We start from the raw sequence: 20,028 nt of genomic DNA, 5'->3' as shown, positions 1-20,028 counted from the left end.
GGGTTTCGGGGAGAGGCTTAGGCGAAGACCGTACCGTCTGCCGCTCCGGCCACGAACGGGTGGCAGGCCCGCACGAAACGGGCTACCGCTTCCGGATCACCGGCCGGGTGCGTGTGGAGGTACGACGCGTGCACACCGCCCACCACGAACCCTTCCGCGACGGGCCGTGAATCGACGCCGCGCCAGTGCCACGCGGGCGGCGCCGAGTGCGGTGTGGACAGCTGGGTCCGGTGGAACTCGTGGCCGGTCACACGGCTGCCCGGCGGGTGCAGCGGCGAGCCGGCAGACGCCACGGCGTCCCGATATCCCAAGGTCAACTTCGGGGTCATGAACCCGTCGGCGTCGAGCACGCCGCACATCGGGTGCCCGTCGAGCGACCGGGACAGGTACAGCAGCCCACCGCACTCGGCGTGCACCGGCGCACCCGATCGAGCGAACCGGGCGACGGCCTCGCGCAACTCGGCGTTGGCCGACAAGGCTTCCGCGTGCTGCTCCGGGAATCCGCCAGGAAGAACAAGCCCCGCGGTTCCTGCCGGAAGGGCCTCGTCCTTCAACGGATCGACGACCGCGACGGCCGCGCCCGCCGCCTTCAGCACCTCGACGTGCTCGGCGTAGCCGAACGTGAACGCCGGTCCACCCGCCACGGCGATCAGCGGTTCGCCCTCGACGCGCTCGACCTGGGGTTCCCACGCGGACACCGCCATCGCGGGCACCGACTGCGCCAGCCGGCGCACCGCGTCGAGATCGACGTGCTTGGCCACCGCGGCGGCGATCGCGTCCACCGCCGCGACGGCCTCGGAACCGTGCTCCGCCGCCGTCACGAGCCCCAAATGCCTGGAAGGCAAGGAGAACTGCGAGTCGCGCGGCAACACGCCGAGCACGTCGAGGCCGACCTCGTCGCACGCCGACCGCAGCACCTGCTCGTGCCGCTCGGAGCCGACCTGGTTGAGGATCACGCCGCCGAGCCGGACCGTCGGGTCGTAGCCGCGGAACCCGTGCAACAACGCCGCGAGTGACCGGCTTTGCCCGCGCGCGTCCACGACGAACAGCACCGGCGCGTTGATCAGCTTCGCGACGTGCGCGGTCGAGCCGACGCCTGCGGTGTCGACCCGGCCGTCGAACAGGCCCATCACGCCCTCGACCACGGCGATGTCGCAGCCCTTGGACCCGTGCGCGAACAGGCCGGGAATCCGGTGTTCGCCGACCATGACCGGGTCGAGGTTGCGGCCGGGACGGGCCGTGGCCAGCGAGTGGTAGCCGGGGTCGATGTAGTCGGGTCCCACCTTGAACGGCGCGACCCGCGACCCGGCCCGGCGCAGCGCGGCCATCAGGCCCGTCGCGACCGTGGTCTTGCCGCTGCCCGAAGCCGGGGCCGCGACGACCAGCCGGTTCACCACTCGATCCCCCGCTGGCCCTTCTGTCCGGCGTCCATCGGGTGCTTGACCTTGGTCATCTCCACCACGAGGTCGGCGGCGGCGATCAGCTTCTCCGGCGCGTACCGGCCGGTGATCACGACGTGCTGGTGGCCAGGCCGGTTGACCAGGGTGTCCACCACCTCGTCGACGTCGATCCAGCCCCAGTGCAGCGGGTAGGTGAACTCGTCGAGCACGTAGAAGCCGTGGCGTTCGGACCGAAGCCGGCGGGAGATCTCCTGCCAGCCTTCGAGTGCGGCCGCGGCGTGGTCGTCCTCGGTGCCCTGCTTGCGCGACCAGGACCAGCCCTCGCCCATCTTGTGCCACTCGACCGCGCCACCCTCGCCGGTCTCCTCGTGCAGCCGGCCGAGCGCCTTGAACGCGGACTCCTCGCCCACCTTCCACTTGGCGGACTTCACGAACTGGAACACACCGACGTCCCAGCCCTGGTTCCAGCCGCGCAGCGCCATGCCGAAGGCCGCCGTCGACTTCCCCTTCATCTCACCGGTGTGCAGCATCAGCAACGGCCGGTTGCGGCGCTGGCGCGTCGTCAGGCCGTCCTTCGGCACCTCGGTGGGTTGTCCTTGAGGCACTGGTTTTCTCCTTATGCGGCCCGGACGACGCCGGCGAGGTGGTCGGCGCTGAGCTGGTCGAGGCGGACGCAGGTGCCCTGCATGGCCTCGGCGATCTTCTGCGCGAGGCCGAGCCTGATGTGGCCCTGTTCGCAGTCCACGACCACGACGGCGGTCTGTTCGAGCAGGCCGGCGGCCTTCAACGCGTCCTTGGTCGGGTCGCCGCCGAGACCGGACGACGTCGCGCGGCCGTCGGTCAGCAACACGACGAGCGGGCGCTTCTGCGGGTCGCGCAACCGTTCGATCTCCAGCACGCGGTGTGCCTTCAGCAGTCCGTCCGCGAGCGGCGTCCTGCCTCCGGTGCGCATCTTCTTGAGGCGCGTCGCCGCCGCGTCCACGGACGTCGTCGGGGGCAGAGCCACTTCGGCCTGGTTGCCGCGGAACGTCACCACGCCGACCTTGTCCCGGCGCTGGTAGGCGTCGCGCAGCAGGGAGATCACCGCGCCGCTGACGGCCGACATCCGCTGCCGTGCCGCCATCGAGCCCGAGGCGTCGACGACGAACAGGACGAGGTTCGACTCCTTGCCCTCCCTGACCGCCCTGCGCAGATCTCCGGCGGTGAGCAGGAGTCCGGGGCCGCTGCGGCCGCGTGCCTGCTGGTGCGGTGCCGCGTTCATGAGCGTGTCGACGAGGTGCAGACCATTTCCGTCCACTTTGGACGAACGGACGATCCGGCCGGTGCGGGCGCGAGCCCTGGAACGCTTGCCCGGCGCACCTTCGCCGACTCCCGGCACCTCCAGCAGCCGCGCCTTGAAGGCGGGCGCGGGCTCCGGTGCCGGCCGGTCGGCAGGCGCGTTTCCGTTGCCAGCCGGGCCTTCCTGCGGTTCGGGCAGCTCGCCACCGCCGGGGCCGTCGTCGTCAGGGCCCTCGTCGGGCTCCTCCGCGTGCTCGGCCGCCTGCCGCATCGCGTCCTCGAGCTGCTGTTCCTCGATGCCGGGCTCGTCGAACGGGTCGCGGCGGCGCCGGTGCGGCAGGGCGAGCCGGACCGCGGTCTCGACGTCGGTCTCCTCGACCTCGGTGGCCCCCCGCCACGCCGCGTGGGCGGTGGCGGCACGAGCCACGACGAGGTCCGCGCGCATGCCGTCGACCTCGAAAGCCGCGCAGACGGCGGCGATCCGGCGCAGCTCGCTGTCCGGCAGCGAGACGCGGGGAAGGTGCGCGCGGGCGTCCGTGATCTGCTGCTTGAGCCGGGCGTCCTCGGCCGCCCACCGCGCCGCGAACGTCACGGGGTCGGCCTCGTAGGCGAGCCGTCGCCGGATCACCTCGGTGCGCACGCCGACGTCGCGCGCCGCCTTCACCGCCACGGTCAGCCCGAACCGGTCGAGCAGCTGCGGCCGCAGCTCGCCCTCCTCCGGGTTCATGGTGCCGACCAGCAGGAACTGGGAGGGGTGCGAGATCGAGACGCCTTCGCGTTCGACGTGCGCACGCCCCATCGCGGCGGCGTCGAGCAGCAGGTCCACGAGGTGGTCGTGCAGCAGGTTGACCTCGTCGACGTAGAGCACGCCCCGGTGCGCCGCGGCGAGCAGCCCGGGCTGGAACGCCCGCACGCCCTCGGTCAGCGCCTTCTCCAGGTCGAGCGACCCGACCAGCCGGTCCTCGGTGGCGCCCACGGGCAGTTCGACGAGCCGGGCCGGCCTGCGCTCGGTGCCGTCGTGCGGCGCGTCCGGGCAGTCGGCGCTGCCGGGCACACAGCCGAACCGGCAGTTCCGCGACACGTCGAGCTCGGGCAGCAGCGCGGCCAGGGCACGCACGATCGTCGACTTCGCGGTCCCCTTCTCGCCGCGCACGAGAACACCGCCGATGCCGGGATGCACGGCGTTCAACAGCAGGGCAAGGCGGAGGTCGTCATGTCCGACGACAGCCGAAAAGGGGAACATGCTCGGCGAAGTCCTTCCTCGGGTGTCCACGCCCGCGGTCGGTGGGTGAAGAGGGGGACGAGTTCCTGACTCCCAGACCACGTCTGGTCACAGTCGCGGGACGGCGCCGGATTCGCACCGGCTTCCTCGCGCTCCCCTCACAGCCCCGGCATCGTCGCATTTCGCACCTGCGGGACCAACAGCCAGGTGAGCGACATCGCGCTATCGCTGGCCATGAACGGCGCTTTTGTGGACCTGAGGTCCACAAAAGCGCCGTTCATGGCCAGCTCGAGTGCGTCAGAGCAGGCTCTGGAACTCCGCCCAGGCCTCCCGGACCTCGTCCGCCGTCCACTCCAGCGCGGGCCCGGCCACCGTCACCTCGGTCTTGGCGAGCGTGCCGTCCCGCCAGAACGACCCGAGGAACTTCCCGCTCAGCTCGGTCAGCCGGGTCGGGTCGCCGGGCAGGTGGAACGCGAACTGGTGGGTGTGCGGCTCGGGCAGGCCCATCGCCTCGGCAACGACCTTGGCGTGCGCGACCTGCGCGCCCAGTCGAGGCAGCACGGTGTCCAGGCCGTGCATAGCGGAGAGGGCCGCCGGCCACTGCTGGAACAGCATGCCGCCGTACCGGTGCCGCCAGACCCGCGCCTGGTCGATGAAGTCCTGGGTGCCCGCCAGCGCCGCGCCCGAGATGCCTTCCAGCGACTTGTAGAACGACACGTACACCGAGTCGAACAGGCCGGCGATCTCCTCCAGCGGCTTGCCGAGGCCGTGTGTGCTCTCCCACAGCCGCGCGCCGTCGAGGTGGACCACCGCGTCCCGTTCCCGCGCCGCGTCGACCGTCTCGGTCAGCTCGTCCCAGGTCGGCAGGACGAACCCGGCCTCGCGGTCCGGCACCTCGACCAGCAGCGTCCCGAACGGCTCCGGGCATCCCGCCACCTCCGAGTTGCGGACCTTGATCGGACGCAGGCCCGACAGCACGGTCAGCGCGTCGTCCTCGTGATGCAACGGGTGCGCGGCAGGGTGCATCGCCACGATCGGGTTGTGGGTGCGGTCGGCCCAGCACTTCAGCGCGATCTGCTGCGCCATCGTTCCCGTCGGCACGAACAACGCCGCCTCGGTGCCCAGCAGCTGCGCGACCCGCTGCTCCAGCGCGCCCACCGGGCCGCCCTCGCCGTAGCGGTCGGGCTCGACGTCCGGCACGGGGCCGAGTTCGTCCAGCAGGGTGCGCTTCGTGACTCCGGAGAGCTGGCGGTTCAACACCCCAGCATCAAACCTCAGGTCAGCGGCTCACGGCCACTGACTTGGGCGCGCGGAACGACAGCAGGTTCAGCCACTCCGGATCGTCGCCGACGAGGTGCAGCGAAGGCTCGTGCTCGGCCACCGTCCGCAACGCCACCGCGGCTTCCAGCCGGGCCAGTCCGGCGCCGAGGCAGAAGTGGCGGCCATAGCCGAACGCGAGATGGCGCGGGTCGCTCTCCTTGCCGCTCAACAACAACACGAGCTCAGCACCGGCAGGAACGCGCACACCGGACAGCACGACCTCACGAGCGGTCAGCCGCCTCCAGGTCACCACGGGCGTGTCGGTCCGCAGCACGTCCTCGACGAACGACTCCGCGACCCCGGCCGAAGGCAGACGCGCCCACAACGCACGGTCGGACAAAGCTCGCCGCAACGCCGTGGACAACAACTGAGTCGTCGTCTCCTGGCCGGCGATCAGCAGGAAGTAGCAGAGCCCGGCGGAGTCCTCAGCGGACACACCGGCGTCGGCCAGCGTGCAGAACAACTCGCCGTCACGAGCGTGGTAGCGCTTGATCAGCCACTGGTGGAAGTCGCCGACGTCGTCGACCAGCTCCAGCTGCCGTTCGCGGGAGATGTCGCCCCAGAAGAACTCCAGCGAACCTGAGCTCCACCGCTTCAGGGTTGGGATGTCGACGTTCTCCAGGCCGAGCAGCTCCATCAGCACGATGGCGGGCAGGTCCCAGGCCAGGTCCCGCACGAGATCTGAGCCACCCAGCCGTTCCAAAACCAGCGAACGGATGCGAGGCTCCGCGGCGGCGACGCGCGACGGTGTGAAGAACGACGCGACCAGGCGCCGCAGGCCGGTGTGCGACGCTGACCCGTTGTTCGCCAGGGTCGGCGGCAACGAGAAGCGGGCCCTGACCAGGGAACGCAACGCGGCGGGCGCGACCGGCGTGACGGCGGTCAGGGCGTTGTCGGGCAGGAACGTCACGGGATCGGCGAGGACCGCGCGCACGTCGTCGTGGTCCGACACCACCCAGCGGCCGTCGGCGAACTGCACCGGCGAGGTGAGTTCGGCGCGGGTGAAGGTGAACAGGTCCACGAACGGCACGCTAGTCGGCGGATGGGAGACTCAGTCGGTGACCGTGAGCACAACTGAGGCGATTTCCAGTGGCGGTGAGTCGACGTTCGACTGGATCGACGTCCGCTCTGAAGCGCGTGCCAAGGCGGGTCTGACCCGGCGGGTTCGGCCGCGCACCGCGGACTCGACGGACCTCGACCTCGCCAGCAACGACTACCTGGGCCTCGCCAAGGACAAGCGCGTCGCGGGTGCCGCGGCCGCAGCCACGCTCAAGTGGGGCGCGGGTTCCACGGGATCACGCCTGGTCACGGGCTCGACGGAGCTGCACAACGAGCTGGAGTACGAGCTCGCGAACTTCTGCGGCGCGCAGTCCGCGCTGGTGTTCAGCAGCGGCTACCTGGCGAACCTCGGCGCGGTCACGGCGCTGACCGGTCCCGGTACCGCGATCGTCGCCGACCAGCACATCCACGCCTCGCTGATCGACGGCACGCGGCTGTCCAAGGCGGACGTCGTGGTCGCCGGTCACTGCGACGTCGGCCAGGTCCGGCACGCGCTGGAGACCCGCGGCAAGCGTCGCGCGATCGTCGTCACGGACTCGGTCTTCAGCGTCGACGGTGACATCGCCCCGCTGAACGAACTGCACGAAGCCTGCCGCGCGACCGGTGCGGCGATGGTCGTCGACGACGCGCACGGACTCGGCGTCGTCGGTCCCGGCGGACGCGGCGCGGTGGCCGAGGCCGGCCTCATCAAGGCGCCGGACGTGGTCACCACGCTGACGCTGAGCAAGTCGCTCGGTTCGCAGGGCGGCGCGGTGCTCGGCCCGAGCCGGGTGATCAAGCACCTGATCGACACCGCGCGCACGTTCATCTTCGACACCGGTCTCGCGCCCAGCAGCGCGGCGGCGGCGCTGGCGGCGATCAAGATCCTGCGCGAGGAGCCGGACCGTCCCGAGCGCGCCCTGACCGTGGCGCACGACCTGAGCAACCGCCTGAAGGAGGCCGGTTTCCAGGTCAGCACGCCGACGGCCGCTGTCGTGAGCGTGCGGGCGCCGTCGCCGGAGCAGGCGTTCCAGTGGGCCGAGAACTGCCGCACCAACGGCGTGATCGTCGGCTGCTTCCGGCCGCCGTCGGTGCCGGACCAGATCAGCAGGCTGCGGCTCACCGCGCGCGCCGATCTGACCGAGGCCGACATCGAGCGCGCGGTGCGCGTGATCAGGGAGTGCGCCGCATCCGCAGGTGTGGAATCCCGTCCTCGATGAACTCCGCACCTTCGGTCACGAAGCCGAACGACGCGTAGAAGTCCGCCACGTACGTCTGCGCGTCGAGCACGCACGACGTGGCGCCGACGTCTGCCAGAGCGGCCTGCATGAGCCTGCGGCTGAACCCACGTCCGCGCGCCATCCGTGCGGTGACGACGCGCCCGATGCGGAACGTGCCGTCGGGTTCCTCGAGCAGCCGCAGGTACGCGAGCGGGTTGTGCGATCCATCGGATTCCAGCCAGAAGTGCCGTGTGCCCTGTTCGAGGTCACGGCCGTCAACGTCGCAGTAGACGCTGTTCTGCTCAACGACGAACACGTCCTGACGCAGCCTCAGGATCGCGTAGAGCTGGGAGGGACTCAGGTCGAGTCCCCACTGCCGGCGCAGGGTCGCCGGAAAAGGTGTGGTTCGCACGTCACCGTGGATATCAGAAGCCCAGTATGGATCGGTAGTGAGCCAGCCGGGTGTAGACACCAGGTTCATCCGCGCGCGCACAACCGCGGCCGAACGACACGACACCCGCGAGCCTGCCCTTGACGACCAGCGGCCCGCCCGAGTCGCCCGTGCAGGCGTCGCGGCCCCCGCGCCCGGCGCAGAGCATCGCGCCCGGCCGGTAGTCCGGCTCCTTCAGCACGCACTCGCCGTCGGACAGGATCGGCACCGTCACCTTGCGCAGCGTCATGGCCGGTGGGGTGCCCTCGGCAGTCCGGCCCCAGCCGAGCACGACCCCGTCGTCGCCGACCTCGCCGAGCGCGATCGTCCGGTACGGCAACGACTGGGCCAGCGTCAGCACGGCCACGTCGTCGCCCTTCGTGACCTCCTGGTAGTCGGGATGCCGCCACACGCTCGCGACGGCGGACTCGACGCCGTCGCCCTTGACGCGCAGGTCCGTGCGTCCCGCGACCACGCGCAACTGCTCGGCCGGCCGCTGGTTCTTGCCGAGCACGCCCTTGAGCGTCGCGCAGTGCGCGGCGGTCATGACCTTGTCCGGTGCGACGAGCGCGCCACCGCAGATCAGCTGACCGTCCGTGGTGGTGATGGCCACAACCCACGGGGTGTCCGACACCCGCGCGGGTGTCCCCCCAACGATCGCATCGGCCGTCGACGCACCGCTGACCAGGGCGATCACCGCCACCAGCACGGCAAACCGCTTACCCCTCACGGACCACTCCTCGTTGCGCCAGGTGGACGATTGGTCACCAACCGTAGCGATCGCGCTAGGACGGCGTCAAAACCGGAGATTCTCGTGTTAGTGTCGCGTCACGCCGAAGATTTTACGGCCAGTGGTGTAGCTCACGGGGGTATGTACGGTGTTGTTCGACTTCGGCCAGGTTCCGGCCTTTCTCATCGCGTGCGCGGTCGTCATCGTGACCCCCGGTGTTGACGCGTTCCTGTTGCTGCGCACGTCGTTGCGTTCCGGCACCCGCGCCGGCCTGCTCGCGCTGGCGGGCATCCACACGGCCGCCGCGGTCCAGGTGGCCCTGGTGATCTCGGGCCTCGGCGTGGTGCTCGCGCAGTACCCGATGGTGCTCACGGCGCTGCGCTGGATCGGCGCCGCCTACCTGCTCTACCTGGCGATTTCCATCGCGCGCGGGCTGCTCAAGCGCACCGGTGACGAGCAGGAGGAGGTCATGAGCGACCGGCCGTTCCGGCAGGGCTTCCTGACCAACATCACGAATCCGAAGATGATCCTGTTCTCGCTGGCGTTCCTGCCGCAATTCATCGGATCGGGTGAACCGGCGCCGCAGCTCGCGATGCTCGCCGTGGTGTTCCTCGGACTGGCCGCGGTGTGGGAGCTGATGATCGTGCTGGCGGCGTCCCGGGTGGCCGGGCGGCTGAGGCGGCCCGGCGTGACGACGGCGCTGGACGCGGTGTGCGCGGCCGTGTTCCTCACGATGTCCGTGGGTCTGGTGCTGTAGCGGATCAGGCGATCGGGTCGTGCGGGATCTCGTGAGCGTGCAGCGCACGCAAGTCCGAGAGAGTGGGGGCACCGCGCAGGGAAGCCCGGACCAGGTGGACTCCTTCGGTGTCCAGCAACGGGGTGACGAGCAGTTCAGCGTCGGGACCGAGCAGCCGCAGGGCCACAGGGATCTGCTCGGCGAACGTGGCAGGGGCGACTGCGACGCCGCCCGGCTCGATCCGATCAGCCAGGACCTGTTCGGTCTCCGCCTGGGCCTCGCCGGTGCGGATCCGCACGACCCTGTCGTGAGTGGCGTTGCTCTGCAGCCTGCCGTCATGACCGTGCCGGGCGTCGGCGAGGAGCAGCGCTGACTCCCAGGTGGCCGAGGTGACGGCGGAGGTGAACCGGTCGCGTACGGCCGCTCCGACGAAGACCCCCGGCACCTCGGCGGTCGTGGTGATCACAACCGCCAGCGGGACGGCCGCCAGACCGAGGACGCGGGTGCGGACTCCGGCTGTGTCGGTGTGGTCGGAGACCTGGCGGAAGCGGACCCGGCCGGTGTACCAGACCGCGCCGATCAGAGCCCGTTCCAGGGCCTCACCGATGGCGTGGTCGACGGCCTGGTGCGCGGTGTGGCCGAAGCCGAGGCCGACGGAGGTGGCGTCGTCGAGGAAGACGTCCTCCGCGGGGATCATGAGCGCTGGATCGGGAGCCGGTCCGGCGACGGTCCAGCGAGCGGAGACCGGGAAGTGGCCGGCGGCCGGCCCGGCGACGAGTTCGTGAACGTCACGGAGTGCGAGCAGCCGTTCGGTCAGTTCGCATTTGGCCACGAACTCCGCCTGCTGCCGAGTGGCGCGCAGCGCGAACCCGCCCAGCCGGAGGGTGTCCTGTCCGATGCCGATCTCCATCCCGCACTTGGCCGCCCAGCCCGGCAGCGGGAAGGAGATCGGGTAAGAGGCCACGGGCACTGACGGCAGCGGCGGCTGGTGCCGGGCCTCGGCGAGCAGATCGTCCACGTGGCCTCCCGTTCCATTGGATGGTCGTCGGCGGATCACCCCGCCGACGCTGGGCGTTGTTCTTCCGTCGCCGGTGCGAAGAGCTGGTCAGACGGCGGTAGCGCAGTAGTCCAGCAGGTCGCGCCCGCCCTGGGTGAGGGCGTCGCGGTGCTCGGAGATCACCTCGACGCACTGCTGGTGCAACAAGGTGAATTCGGCCAGCTTGTCAGCGAGTTCGGCCTGGCTGACCGGAACGTCGGCGGACTGGAGCCGCCGGAAGGTGTCGATCAGCTTGGTCTCGACGTACAGGGCGTGGACCACGCCGGACAGCGGACGGGGGTCCTTGCGGACCGGAGAGGTCACGGTGCGGTCGTCCACCACGAGCGGGTCGTCGACGATCGCGGTGTAGAGGCGGTGATGCGCGGCCTCGTGCGTGAGGTGGTCGGCGAACCAGATCCAGGGCGCGATGTCCTCGTCCGCCTCGCGCACCAGAACGCAGCCGAAAAAGGCCGGTGCGGATGCCCCGCGCACGGGCCTTCCCCGAAACACACCGATGTCGCTGACCAATTCGGTGATGTCGTCGTGGGCAACCGGTGCGGCGACCTTCAGCGTAGCCAGCACGGATTCGATGATCTCCCGCAACCGGGAGAACTCGGCGCCGGGAATCGGGGCGATGGCGGCGGGTACGCGGTGAGCCGGGTCGTCGAACTCGGCGGACCGCGCTTCCTGTTCCAGCGCGAACTGCCGGAATCGCCGGTGGAACAGGTTGTCCTGGGTGAACGAGTGGACGGTCAACCCGGCGGCGACGGGTTCACGCAGCACCTCGTCGAGTTCCTGGTACACCGCGGCCAGCTGCTCGGGATACACCTGATCGCCGATCAGGAGACTGAACTCGGCGTGGACGTGCGCCAGTCCCGGCGACAGGCGGGCGCCGTCCAGGCTCTCCAGGACGCGACTGCACTCGGCGGGCAGCCCGAGCAGATCCTCGGTCGTGGCGGCGAAATCCCTCAGGTCAGCCAGCATCCGCGCGTGATACGCGACACGGATCGCCTGCTGCAGGCCAGGCCGATGGGTGAGTTCGTAGATCGTGCGCAACGGGATGGACTCGATCGAGAGCGTGTTCATGGATTCCCCCAGGTCAATTATCGAGCGAAAGCCGGAAGAACGGTTCTCCCGTCCCGACCGGAACGGGAGAACCGCACAATCAGATCAGCTGACCCTTCGAGAAGAGAATCGTCGACGCGCTCACCTTCAGCGCCTCGCGATCCTTGATAGGCCGAAACTCGACCGACTTCTTCGCCGAGGAAGGCCCGTTCTCCTTCTTGACATCCTGAACGTTCACGACAAGAACCCCCAAAACCTGGAGAGAATGAACATTGCCCCACCACTTCTACCAGAATTGACCACGAAAGAATCCCAGTTGCACAACCCACCCCAAACGGACTGTTTGTGCAACTGCCACCAGGAATTGTTGAGAAATCCTTGGCCTCGCGCCGTACCGGATAGGGTCAGGCAGGTGAGACCACGGAGGAAACCAGCCGACCAGGCGGAGGAGGACACCGGAAAGGCCGCCGTGCTGCGGCACCCCAGGTTCCTCCTGCTGCTGTCCGCCCGCACGTGTTCGACGCTGGGTACCGCGGTGGCGACGACAACCCTGGCGTTCGCCGTCCTGGCCGTGGGCGGGTCCGCCACCCACATCGGTGTGGTCGTGGCGGCCCAGCAACTCGCGCTGGCACTCGCGATGCTGGTCGGCGGGGTGCTCGCCGACCGCTTCCCCCGCCATCGGGTGATGGTCGTCGCGGACGTGCTCGCCGGCCTGGCCCAGCTGGCGATCGCGATGCTCATGCTCACCGGCATCGCCACGCCTACCCACCTGATCGTGCTCGCGGCCGTGGGCGGCGCGGGCGCGGGGTTGTTCTTCCCTGCCGCCCAGGGAGCGATCCCGCAGACCGTCCCGCGCGCCGGGGTGCAGACCGCCAACGCGCTCCTGCGGTTGACCACCAACCTCGTCACCGTCGGTGGAGCCGCCCTGGGCGGCCTGCTGGTCGTCACGGCCGGCGCAGGCTGGGCCATGGCTGTGGACGGGGTCTCGTTCCTGCTCAGCGCCGCACTGCTGTGCCGCCTGGCCCTGCCGTCAGCTGACCACGACGAGAGCGGATCGCTGCTCGCCTCCGCCAAGCAGGGCTGGCGGGCCGTCGCTCGCCGCCCCTGGGTCTGGCACGGCATGGTCCTCTACGGCGTGGTGGCCCTGGCGTACCTGCCCGCCCTGCGCGTGCTGGGCCCGATGACCGCCGACAGCGAACTCGGCGGCGCCGGCGCGTGGGCCGCCATCATGGTCGGCAACTCCGTGGGCCTGATCGTGGGCAGCCTGGTCGCGATGCGCTGGACGCCCCGCCGTCCCATCGCGGTCGGCATGGCCGCCACGGCCCTGCTCGCACCGCAGTTCCTCTTCATGGCCCTGAGCGCGGGCACCACGCCCATCGCCATGGTCGCGGTTCTGTCCGGGATCTCGGTCTCACTGATGGGGGTCTACTGGAACACCGCGTTGCACCACCGCATCCCAGCCTCGGAGCAGTCCAGGGTCAGTGCGTTCAACCAGCTCGCCAACATGTCCATCGGACCGCTCGGCCTCGCCCTCGCGGGCCCGGTGGTCTCCCTGATCGGCCTGCACTTCACCCTGTGGATCGCCGTGGTCCTGATCGTCATCCCCTCTCTCGTCGGCGCCGTGCTGCCTTCGATGCGCGCCATCACCAGCGACCTGGCTCCCGGCTCGTCGACTGCCACCGACGCCTCGTCGCGCACGGGCGCCGGCTCGAGCAGGTAGCGTTCTGGCACTCATGCCCTCACCATGCCGGCCGGTCTTCTGGTCCGAGAGTTGATCATTTTGGGCAGACCTTGGGAGCGGCGCGCATCCCGATGTAGCAGTAACCGTTGTCGAAGACGACCGGCATGAAGTCGTCCTGGAACGACGACCCGGCGCCGGTGGCCGCGAAGACGTTGCGGGACACCGGAACCAGCTCCATGTCCATCGACGGGTAGATCGCCATGTCGTCCACGAACTCGTACCGCGCCTTGCGGCCGTTGATCGTGATGACGACACCCTCACGCCGGTAGACCCCGTTGAACGGCGCCATGTCGACCTCGAACGGCTCGGCGGGCGGCGCGAACGGCGGCGGCATCTCGACGCCGAACCGGCCGAGGAGCTCACGCAGGATCGCCGACGACAACGGGCGCGCGCCGCCGCCGTTGGTCAGCAGCGCGATGGCGATGCCCTGCTCGGGAAGCACGCGGAGGTAGGAGTACTGGCCGGTCGCGGCACCGTCGTGACCGATGCCTGGCGTGCCGACGAAGTCGTAGAGCGTCCAGCCCAGACCCCAGCCGTCCGCGTTCACGGTCCACTTGTCCGGCACGTCGACCTGACGTTCCTGCATCAGGGCAACGGTTTCCGGCTTCAGCACGGCGTTGTCGAGGTGCGCCTTCGCCAGCCGCACGACGTCACCGGCGCTGGCGCAGACCGCGGCGGCCGGTCCGGCCGCGCGCGGCATGAGGTCCCACACCGGCGCCGGCGCACCGCCGAAGTGGCCGATCGCGGCACGGAACCGGAGCACCTCCTCCGGCAGGGTCACGGTGTGCGCCAGGCCGAGGGGCGTGAGCACGCGGTCGGCGAGCGCCTGGTTCCACGTCGTACCGGTGAGCACCTCGACGATCCGGCCGAGCACGACGTAGCCGGCGCCGCTGTAGGAGACGGTCGAGCCGGGCGGCACGTCCTGGCCGAGCTTCACGCACGCTTCGAGATACCGCTCGATGCAGTCGTCGCCACGGCCCGTGTCTGGCTGGAAGTCGCCGCTGAGCCCGCTGGTGTGGCTGAGCAGCTGCCGCACGGTGATCCGGCTGGTCGCCTCGGGGTCGGCGACCCGGAAGTCCGGCAGCACGTCCACGACCCTGGCGTCGAGGTCGAGCAACCCCTCCTCGACCAGCGACATCACCAGTGTCGCCGTGTAGATCTTCGCGACCGAGCCGAGCTGGAAGACCGAGTCGGTGGTCGCCTCGACGCCAGTGCCGGTGTGCAGCACACCGCTGGCGAACTCGTGAATCTCGCCGTCGACCAGTACGGCGAGCGTGGCGCCGGGAACGCCGTGCTCCTCGCGGAGGGTGTCGAGCAGGTCCTGTGCGTACATCGTTCGCGTCATGCGAACACTGTACGCAGACCGCGAAACTGTACGCAAGTGCGTACAGTGGACGCATGGTTTCTTCGGTGTGGACGCGGGAGCAGCGACCGCGGGCAGGGCTCAGCCGGGAACGGATCGTGGCCGCGGCGGTGGAACTGCTGGACGCGGACGGGCTGGAGGCGTTGTCGATGCGCACGCTCGCCGCCCGCATGGACACGAGGGCGACCTCGCTCTACCGGCACGTGGCCAACAAGGACGAGCTGATCGAGCTCGTCGTCGACGAGGTGTACGGCGAGATGGAGGTGCCGCAGGGCGAGCGGTGGCGCCGGTCCGTGGCCGATGCGGCCAGAAGCCTGCGCGCCATGGTGTTGCGGCACCCGTGGGTCGCGTCGGTGTTCGGCCAGGTCGGGCTCGCTGAACTGGGACCGAACCTGTCGGACCGGTCGGCCCGGTTGCTGGCGTTGTTCACCGACAGCGGTTTTCCCGGTGAGGAGGCCGACCTCGCGATGAAGACGGTGCTCGGCTACGTGATCGGGATGACCGTGAGCGAGGCGGCGTACCTGCGGCTGCTGGCGCGCAGTGGCCAGTCGGAGGACGAGTTGGCACTGCCCGGCGTAACGTCGAAGGCGTTGCGGGACAAGACTTTCGAGTACGGGCTGGAACGCGTGCTCGCCGGACTGGGCGAAGGCAGGTCGTAGGCACAGTGGCGGATCGACTGCGGGCGCTGCGCGACGCGCTGGCCGCACGCCCCGGAGAACCGGTCCCGTTCGACGCGCTCGCCGCCGCCGTGTGGCCGGACGAACCGCCGAAACACCCGCGCGCCGCCCTGCGCACGTTGGTCAGCCGGCTGCGGGGCACCGAGCAGGTGGTCACCGAACCGACCGGGTACCGGCTCGTGCCGCGCCCGCCCGCGCCGTGCCAGCTGCCCGCCGATCTGCCGGACTTCGTCGGCCGCGAGGAGGAGATCGCGCGGCTGGAGCTGATCGACGCGCCGGTGCGGGCGATCACCGGGTTGCCAGGCGTCGGCAAGACGGTGCTGGCGGTGCGGGAGGCGCACCGGTTGCGCGAGCAGTTCCCGGACGGGCAGCTGTACGTGAACCTGCGCGGATACTCCACCGGGCCGTCGATGACGGTCCAGCAGGCGCTGGCGCGGTTCGTGAAGGCACTCGGCGGCGGACCGAACGACGACTACCGCGAACTGCTGCGCAACCGGCGGGTGCTGGTGGTGCTCGACAACGCGACGGCGGACGTGATCGCGCCGCTGCTGCCGGCCACGCCCGGTTGTGCCGCGTTGATCACCAGCCGCCAGGACCTGCCGCAGTTCACGCAGGTCAGGCTGGGCGTACTGGCCGAGCAGGAGGCGCACGAGCTGCTCAAGGGCATGCGCGTCGACGGGGACACCACCGAGCTGATCGGGTTGTGCGCGCGGCTGCCGCTGGCGTTGCGGATCGCCGGGGCGAACCTCGCCGGGCGGCATCTGCCGGACTACGTCGGGGAGCTGAGGGAGCACCGGCTCGAGGCGTTGGAGATCGAGGACGACGACACGGCCGTGCAGGCGACGTTCGACCTCTCCTACCGAAAGCTGTCGGAGCAGGCCCGGCGGACGTTCGACTTCCTGGGCGCGGTGCCCGGTCCGGACATCCCGCGCGGCCTCGCCGGCCAGCGGATGGACGAGCTCGTCGCCGCGAACCTGGTGCAGCAGAACGGAGATCGCTTCCAGCTGCACGACCTGCTGCGCCTGTACGCCCACCAACGAGCCACCGCACAGGACCGGCGGACTCTGTTCGACTGGTACCTCAAGCGGGCGGACGGCGCCGACGCCGTGCTCAACATCGGCTTCACCCGGCTGTTGCCGCCCTCGGCCGACCACGTCCCGTTCGCGGACCGCGACGAGGCGCTGGCCTGGTTCGAGGCGGAGAGGCTCAACCTCGTCGCGCTCGCCCAGGACCAACCCGATGCCGGGCTGGTCGTGGCCATGCGCCCGTACCTGCTGCAGTCGGGTTACTACGCCGATCTGCGCACGGCCGCGGAGGCCGCGCTCGGCGTCGAGGCCGGGCAGCGGGCGGCGGCGATGCGGGTCTGCCTGTCCTACCTGGACTGGCGGTTCGGCGAACACCGGACGGCGATCTCGCACTGCGAGCGGGCGATCGCCGAGTTCCGCGCCGCCGGGCGGGAAGCAGAGCAGGCCACCGCGCTCAACATCCTCGCCGGGATCTACCACGACCTCGGCGAACTCGACCACGCGAGCAAGTACCTCAGCGAGGCGTTGCGGCTCTACGGACCGAACGGCATGCACGCGCAGCTCATCGGCGGTCTCGGCAACCTCGGCCTGGTCGAGCTGGAACTGGGCCGGCTCGACCAGGCCGAGGAAGCGCTCCGGCGGTCCGTGGCGCTCGCCAGGGAGAGCGCCGACCTGCAGCACACGTCCAACGGGCTCAACAACCTCGGCGTCGTCCTGGCGGCACAGCACAAGCACACGGAAGCCGAGGAAGCGTTCGCGGAAGCGCTGGACCTGTCGCAACGCCACGGACTGCGGCCCATCGAGATGTCCACGCGGGTCGAGTACGCGGAACTGCTCATCGCGACCGATCGACGTGAGGAAGCGCGCGAACAGGCGGAACGCGCGCTCGAACTGGCCGGCGAGGACGACCTGTTCATCGAGGTCGACGCGGGTCTGGTGCTCGCCGAGGTGAACCGTTCGGTCGCCGAGTACGACGAGGTGCTGCGCCGCGCCACCGAAGCCGGGTTCCGCATCATCGAGGTACGTGCGCTCGCCGGCAAGGCGGCACTGACCCACGACGAGGCGTTGTACGGCAAGGCGATCGAACGAGCGGAGTCGGCCGGCCTCCGCTACCGCGCCGACCTCGTCAGGGAACTCAGCTCAGGTACGTCGTGACCCGTGTGTAGACGCCGGGCGTGCCGGGACGAGCGCACCCGATGCCCCACGACACGATCCCGGCGAGCCGGCCGTCGACCACGAACGGACCGCCGGAGTCGTCGATGCACGAGTCGATGCCGCCCTCCGGGTAGCCCGCGCAGAACATGGCCACGGCGTCGTAGCGCGCGTAGACCGCCGCGCACTGTTCGTCCGCCACGATCGGGATCGACGCCTTGTGCAGCAACGGACTCTTGTTCGTGTCGGTCTCCGCCTGCCGCCCCCAGCCGTACACGACACCGACGTTGCGCGCCGCGTACACGTCGGTCGTACCGGCGACGGGCAGTACCTGGTACGGCATCCGCACGGCGAGCGTCAGCAACGCGATGTCCTTGCCGCGCGAGGGAGTCGAGTACCCGTCCACGAGATCGTACTTCGCGACGACGGACGTGCTGCCGCCGTCGGTGCGTAGATCCAGCCGGCCGCCGACGACGTTGATCGAGGCGGGCGTGCGGTCGTGGACGCAGTGCGCGGCCGTGGCGACGACGTTCGGCGTGATCAGCGCACCGCCGCAGAACTGGTAGCCGGACGACGTGGTCAGCGCGACCATCCAGGGCGCCTCGCCGGCGTTGTCCACCACGACACCGCCGACGATTCTGGGCTGTGCGTGCGCCGGGGTCACGGTGATCACGAGCAGAGCCAGAACCGCTGCCAGCAGACGCATGCGCCCACTGAACCGAGGGGTCTACGGGTCGACAACTCCAGGCGGCAAAGCATCCACGACCGAGTGAAGATCCTTCGCGTATCGGGAGAGCCGGACGTACACGCCGGGCTTGCCCCTGCGCGCACACCCCTCGCCCCACGACGTGACGCCGACGAGCTTGCCCTGCGCGACGATCGGGCCGCCGGAGTCGCCCTGACAGGTGTCGATCTTGCCGCCCTCGTAGCCGGCGCAGAACATGTCGGTCTTCACGAACTGCGGGTACGTCTCGACGCAGAACTCGTCGGACAGCACCGGCACGGTGGCCTGCAGCAGGTAGCGGGACGTCTTGCCGTTCTCGCTGGTGCGGCCCCAGCCGAGCGCCCGCAGCTGCGTGCCGGGCTGGTAGAGCGCCCGATCGGCCGGTTCCGCGATGGGCAGCGGGGTGTACGGCAGCGCCGTCTTCAGGGTCAGCACGGCCACGTCCTCGCCCTCGTCGGCGGAGACGTACTGCTTGTGGATCCAGACGTCCACCGGCATGACGGAAACGCCGGAGTCGCGATCTTGCTTGTCCTCGCGACCTGCGACAACCCGCAGGTCAGAGGGCGAGTGGCCAAGGGCGCAGTGCGCCGCGGTGAGCACCTTCGTCGGCGCGACGATGGTGCCGCCGCAGAACTGCGCGCCGCGGTCGTCGGTGAGGTAGACGGCCCACGGGTTGGCCTCGATGGACGCCCGCTCGCCGCCAACGACCTGCTCGTTGGCGGCGGCGGTGCCTGTTGCGGCTAGCAGTGCGGAGAGAACCAACACCAGGAGTCGTCTCATGACTCCAGATGGTAGCTACTCCGCTGGGCCGTTCGGACTAACTTTGCTCCAAACCCTGCCCGCCGCGCCCATGACCGTCTCGCCGATGTCGTTGATCGTCTTGATCAGCGGGTCGGCCGAGTTGCTCATCGACTCCTTGTACGAACGGGCGGCGGACTTCACGTCGTCGGTGAGGTTGCTCGTCGGCCGGTCGTCCTCGCGGCGCGGGTACGTGCCGGTCAGGATCTCGCGGTACTCCTCGCTCGCCGACCAGCGCTGCAGCTCGGCGGCCCGCACCACGACCAGCGGGTGCGAACGGGTCTCGGTGTGCAGGAGCTTGAGGATGCTGTCGCGGATGTCCTCGACCTCCTCGTACTCCTGAGCCTGGGCGAGGAACGACGCGATGTCGACCTGACCGCCGAGGTCGCCCGCGAGCGCGAGGTGCGTGCGCAGCGCGGCCTGCGGGTCCTGGCAGGCCAGCAGGCCTGCCCGGTCGCAGGACAGCTCGGTCTTGCGCTGCCACTCGCGCAGCGCCGCGATGACCGCCCGCATGGCGATGGCGCCCGCGGGCACCCACGCGAACGACGTGGTCAGGTCGATGAGCCGGCGCAGCAGCGTGTTGTAGAGCGCGTGGCCCGACATCACGTGGCCGGTCTCGTGACCGATGAGGAACCGCAGCGACTCGTTGTCGAGCAGGTCGACCGAGCCGGTGCTGATCACGATGAACGGCTTGTCGATGCCGTAGGTGTAGGCGTAGGCCTGCGCGCTGCGCTCGACGAAGAGCTCGGGCACCTCGTCGAGGTCGAACGTCGCCGCCACCTCGTTGCGGATGCGGTCGAGCTGCGGATACTGCTTGGGGCCGACCCGGACGGAGGAAGCCACCTGCAGCAGGCGCTCACCCCGCTCGGTGAAGGCTCCGGCGACCGCCTTGAGGATCGGTGCCACGGCGGGCACCGCCCTCAGCACCGCGAGGGCGCCTCGGTCGGCAGGATGCTCATAGGCGCGCGGGCTGATGCCCATGAAACGCACCCTCGATGACTGTTCTATATCCCCCGTCACACCACCCAGGTTAGACACGATCCGGACAAGGGTGCACGGAATCGGCGCCGGAT

The 20,028-nt window shown here is 70.0% G+C and carries 19 protein-coding genes and 1 riboswitch; of the genes, 5 read left to right on the top strand and 14 right to left on the bottom strand.

Features of this window, described 5'->3' with window-relative positions; genetic code table 11:
• Positions 1 to 17: 17 nt before the first annotated feature.
• The 5 genes from B0F77_RS26550 to B0F77_RS26530 all read right to left on the bottom strand — a co-directional run bounded on the left by B0F77_RS26550 (position 18) and on the right by B0F77_RS26530 (position 6,241).
• Positions 18 to 1,397 (bottom strand): cobyrinic acid a,c-diamide synthase CobB, encoded by a 1,380-nt coding sequence (locus B0F77_RS26550; RefSeq protein ID WP_245848666.1) that lies wholly within the window; start codon positions 1,395 to 1,397, stop codon positions 18 to 20.
• Positions 1,391 to 2,005 carry a cob(I)yrinic acid a,c-diamide adenosyltransferase gene (cobO, locus tag B0F77_RS26545; protein ID WP_086665699.1) on the bottom strand — a complete coding sequence of 205 codons (615 nt, stop codon included), beginning with the start codon at positions 2,003 to 2,005 and terminating at the stop codon, positions 1,391 to 1,393. Before cobO ends, B0F77_RS26550 begins: the two co-directional genes overlap by 7 nt.
• A gap of 11 nt (positions 2,006 to 2,016) precedes the next feature.
• The gene (locus B0F77_RS26540; RefSeq protein WP_086665698.1) at positions 2,017 to 3,921 is read right to left on the bottom strand and encodes a putative cobaltochelatase; all 1,905 of its coding nucleotides are present in this window, start codon (positions 3,919 to 3,921) and stop codon (positions 2,017 to 2,019) included.
• A gap of 59 nt (positions 3,922 to 3,980) precedes the next feature.
• Positions 3,981 to 4,049: riboswitch (cobalamin riboswitch) on the bottom strand.
• 148 nt (positions 4,050 to 4,197) lie between these two features.
• Positions 4,198 to 5,157: a threonine aldolase family protein gene (locus tag B0F77_RS26535; RefSeq protein WP_211294036.1), complete on the bottom strand. Its 960-nt coding sequence runs from the start codon at positions 5,155 to 5,157 to the stop codon at positions 4,198 to 4,200.
• A 22-nt stretch (positions 5,158 to 5,179) separates the two neighbouring features.
• Complete coding sequence (locus B0F77_RS26530; RefSeq protein WP_211294035.1) at positions 5,180 to 6,241, bottom strand: cytochrome P450 family protein; 1,062 nt, start codon at positions 6,239 to 6,241, stop codon at positions 5,180 to 5,182.
• Between the two features lie 43 nt (positions 6,242 to 6,284).
• On the opposite strand from B0F77_RS26530, the gene B0F77_RS26525 reads away from it, so the two are divergent.
• Positions 6,285 to 7,478: an 8-amino-7-oxononanoate synthase gene (locus B0F77_RS26525; RefSeq protein ID WP_245848664.1), complete on the top strand. Its 1,194-nt coding sequence runs from the start codon at positions 6,285 to 6,287 to the stop codon at positions 7,476 to 7,478.
• On the opposite strand, the gene B0F77_RS26520 is transcribed toward B0F77_RS26525, so the two are convergent.
• Positions 7,432 to 7,890, bottom strand: coding sequence for a GNAT family N-acetyltransferase (locus tag B0F77_RS26520; protein WP_245848662.1), 459 nt, complete (start codon positions 7,888 to 7,890; stop codon positions 7,432 to 7,434). The two genes, B0F77_RS26525 and B0F77_RS26520, sit on opposite strands and share 47 nt — an antisense overlap.
• Positions 7,891 to 7,903: 13 nt before the next feature.
• The gene (locus tag B0F77_RS26515) at positions 7,904 to 8,638 is read right to left on the bottom strand and encodes a serine protease (protein WP_086665695.1); all 735 of its coding nucleotides are present in this window, start codon (positions 8,636 to 8,638) and stop codon (positions 7,904 to 7,906) included.
• Positions 8,639 to 8,786: 148 nt separating this feature from the next.
• On the opposite strand from B0F77_RS26515, the gene B0F77_RS26510 reads away from it, so the two are divergent.
• Positions 8,787 to 9,395, top strand: coding sequence for a LysE family translocator (locus B0F77_RS26510; RefSeq protein ID WP_086665694.1), 609 nt, complete (start codon positions 8,787 to 8,789; stop codon positions 9,393 to 9,395).
• A gap of 4 nt (positions 9,396 to 9,399) precedes the next feature.
• On the opposite strand, the gene B0F77_RS26505 is transcribed toward B0F77_RS26510, so the two are convergent.
• From B0F77_RS26505 to B0F77_RS48080, 3 genes are all read right to left on the bottom strand, one after another.
• Positions 9,400 to 10,392, bottom strand: coding sequence for a YcaO-like family protein (locus B0F77_RS26505; protein ID WP_086665693.1), 993 nt, complete (start codon positions 10,390 to 10,392; stop codon positions 9,400 to 9,402).
• 87 nt (positions 10,393 to 10,479) lie between these two features.
• Entirely contained in the window at positions 10,480 to 11,496 is a 1,017-nt protein-coding gene (locus tag B0F77_RS26500; RefSeq protein WP_086665692.1) for an aKG-HExxH-type peptide beta-hydroxylase, read from the bottom strand.
• Between the two features lie 79 nt (positions 11,497 to 11,575).
• Positions 11,576 to 11,713 (bottom strand): hypothetical protein, encoded by a 138-nt coding sequence (locus tag B0F77_RS48080; RefSeq protein WP_158102828.1) that lies wholly within the window; start codon positions 11,711 to 11,713, stop codon positions 11,576 to 11,578.
• A 174-nt stretch (positions 11,714 to 11,887) separates the two neighbouring features.
• Between B0F77_RS48080 and B0F77_RS26495 the strand changes: the two genes are divergently transcribed.
• Positions 11,888 to 13,195, top strand: a complete 1,308-nt coding sequence (locus B0F77_RS26495) for an MFS transporter (protein WP_158102827.1) — start codon at positions 11,888 to 11,890, stop codon at positions 13,193 to 13,195.
• Between the two features lie 55 nt (positions 13,196 to 13,250).
• Here the strand turns inward: B0F77_RS26495 and B0F77_RS26490 are convergent, their stop codons facing one another.
• Positions 13,251 to 14,561, bottom strand: a complete 1,311-nt coding sequence (locus tag B0F77_RS26490; protein ID WP_086665690.1) for a serine hydrolase domain-containing protein — start codon at positions 14,559 to 14,561, stop codon at positions 13,251 to 13,253.
• 53 nt (positions 14,562 to 14,614) lie between these two features.
• On the opposite strand from B0F77_RS26490, the gene B0F77_RS26485 reads away from it, so the two are divergent.
• Both B0F77_RS26485 and B0F77_RS26480 read left to right on the top strand, forming a co-directional pair.
• Positions 14,615 to 15,238: a TetR/AcrR family transcriptional regulator gene (locus B0F77_RS26485; RefSeq protein WP_086665689.1), complete on the top strand. Its 624-nt coding sequence runs from the start codon at positions 14,615 to 14,617 to the stop codon at positions 15,236 to 15,238.
• A 5-nt stretch (positions 15,239 to 15,243) separates the two neighbouring features.
• A complete protein-coding gene (locus B0F77_RS26480) occupies positions 15,244 to 17,436 on the top strand; it encodes a tetratricopeptide repeat protein (RefSeq protein WP_086665688.1) in 2,193 nt (730 codons plus the stop codon).
• Here B0F77_RS26480 and B0F77_RS26475 read toward each other — a convergent pair.
• From B0F77_RS26475 to B0F77_RS26465, 3 genes are read right to left on the bottom strand one after another with little or no spacing between them, the layout of a single operon-like run.
• Positions 17,417 to 18,139 (bottom strand): S1 family serine peptidase, encoded by a 723-nt coding sequence (locus tag B0F77_RS26475; RefSeq protein ID WP_245848660.1) that lies wholly within the window; start codon positions 18,137 to 18,139, stop codon positions 17,417 to 17,419. The genes B0F77_RS26480 and B0F77_RS26475 overlap by 20 nt on opposite strands.
• Positions 18,140 to 18,160: 21 nt before the next feature.
• Positions 18,161 to 18,937, bottom strand: a complete 777-nt coding sequence (locus B0F77_RS26470) for a S1 family peptidase (RefSeq protein WP_086665687.1) — start codon at positions 18,935 to 18,937, stop codon at positions 18,161 to 18,163.
• A 15-nt stretch (positions 18,938 to 18,952) separates the two neighbouring features.
• Positions 18,953 to 19,975 (bottom strand): M48 family metallopeptidase, encoded by a 1,023-nt coding sequence (locus B0F77_RS26465; protein ID WP_086665686.1) that lies wholly within the window; start codon positions 19,973 to 19,975, stop codon positions 18,953 to 18,955.
• Positions 19,976 to 20,028: the final 53 nt, after the last annotated feature.

This window comes from Lentzea kentuckyensis (assembly GCF_002150765.1).
Lineage (GTDB): Bacteria > Actinomycetota > Actinomycetes > Mycobacteriales > Pseudonocardiaceae > Lentzea > Lentzea kentuckyensis.
This window is presented reverse-complemented; position numbering and strand designations above follow the sequence as displayed.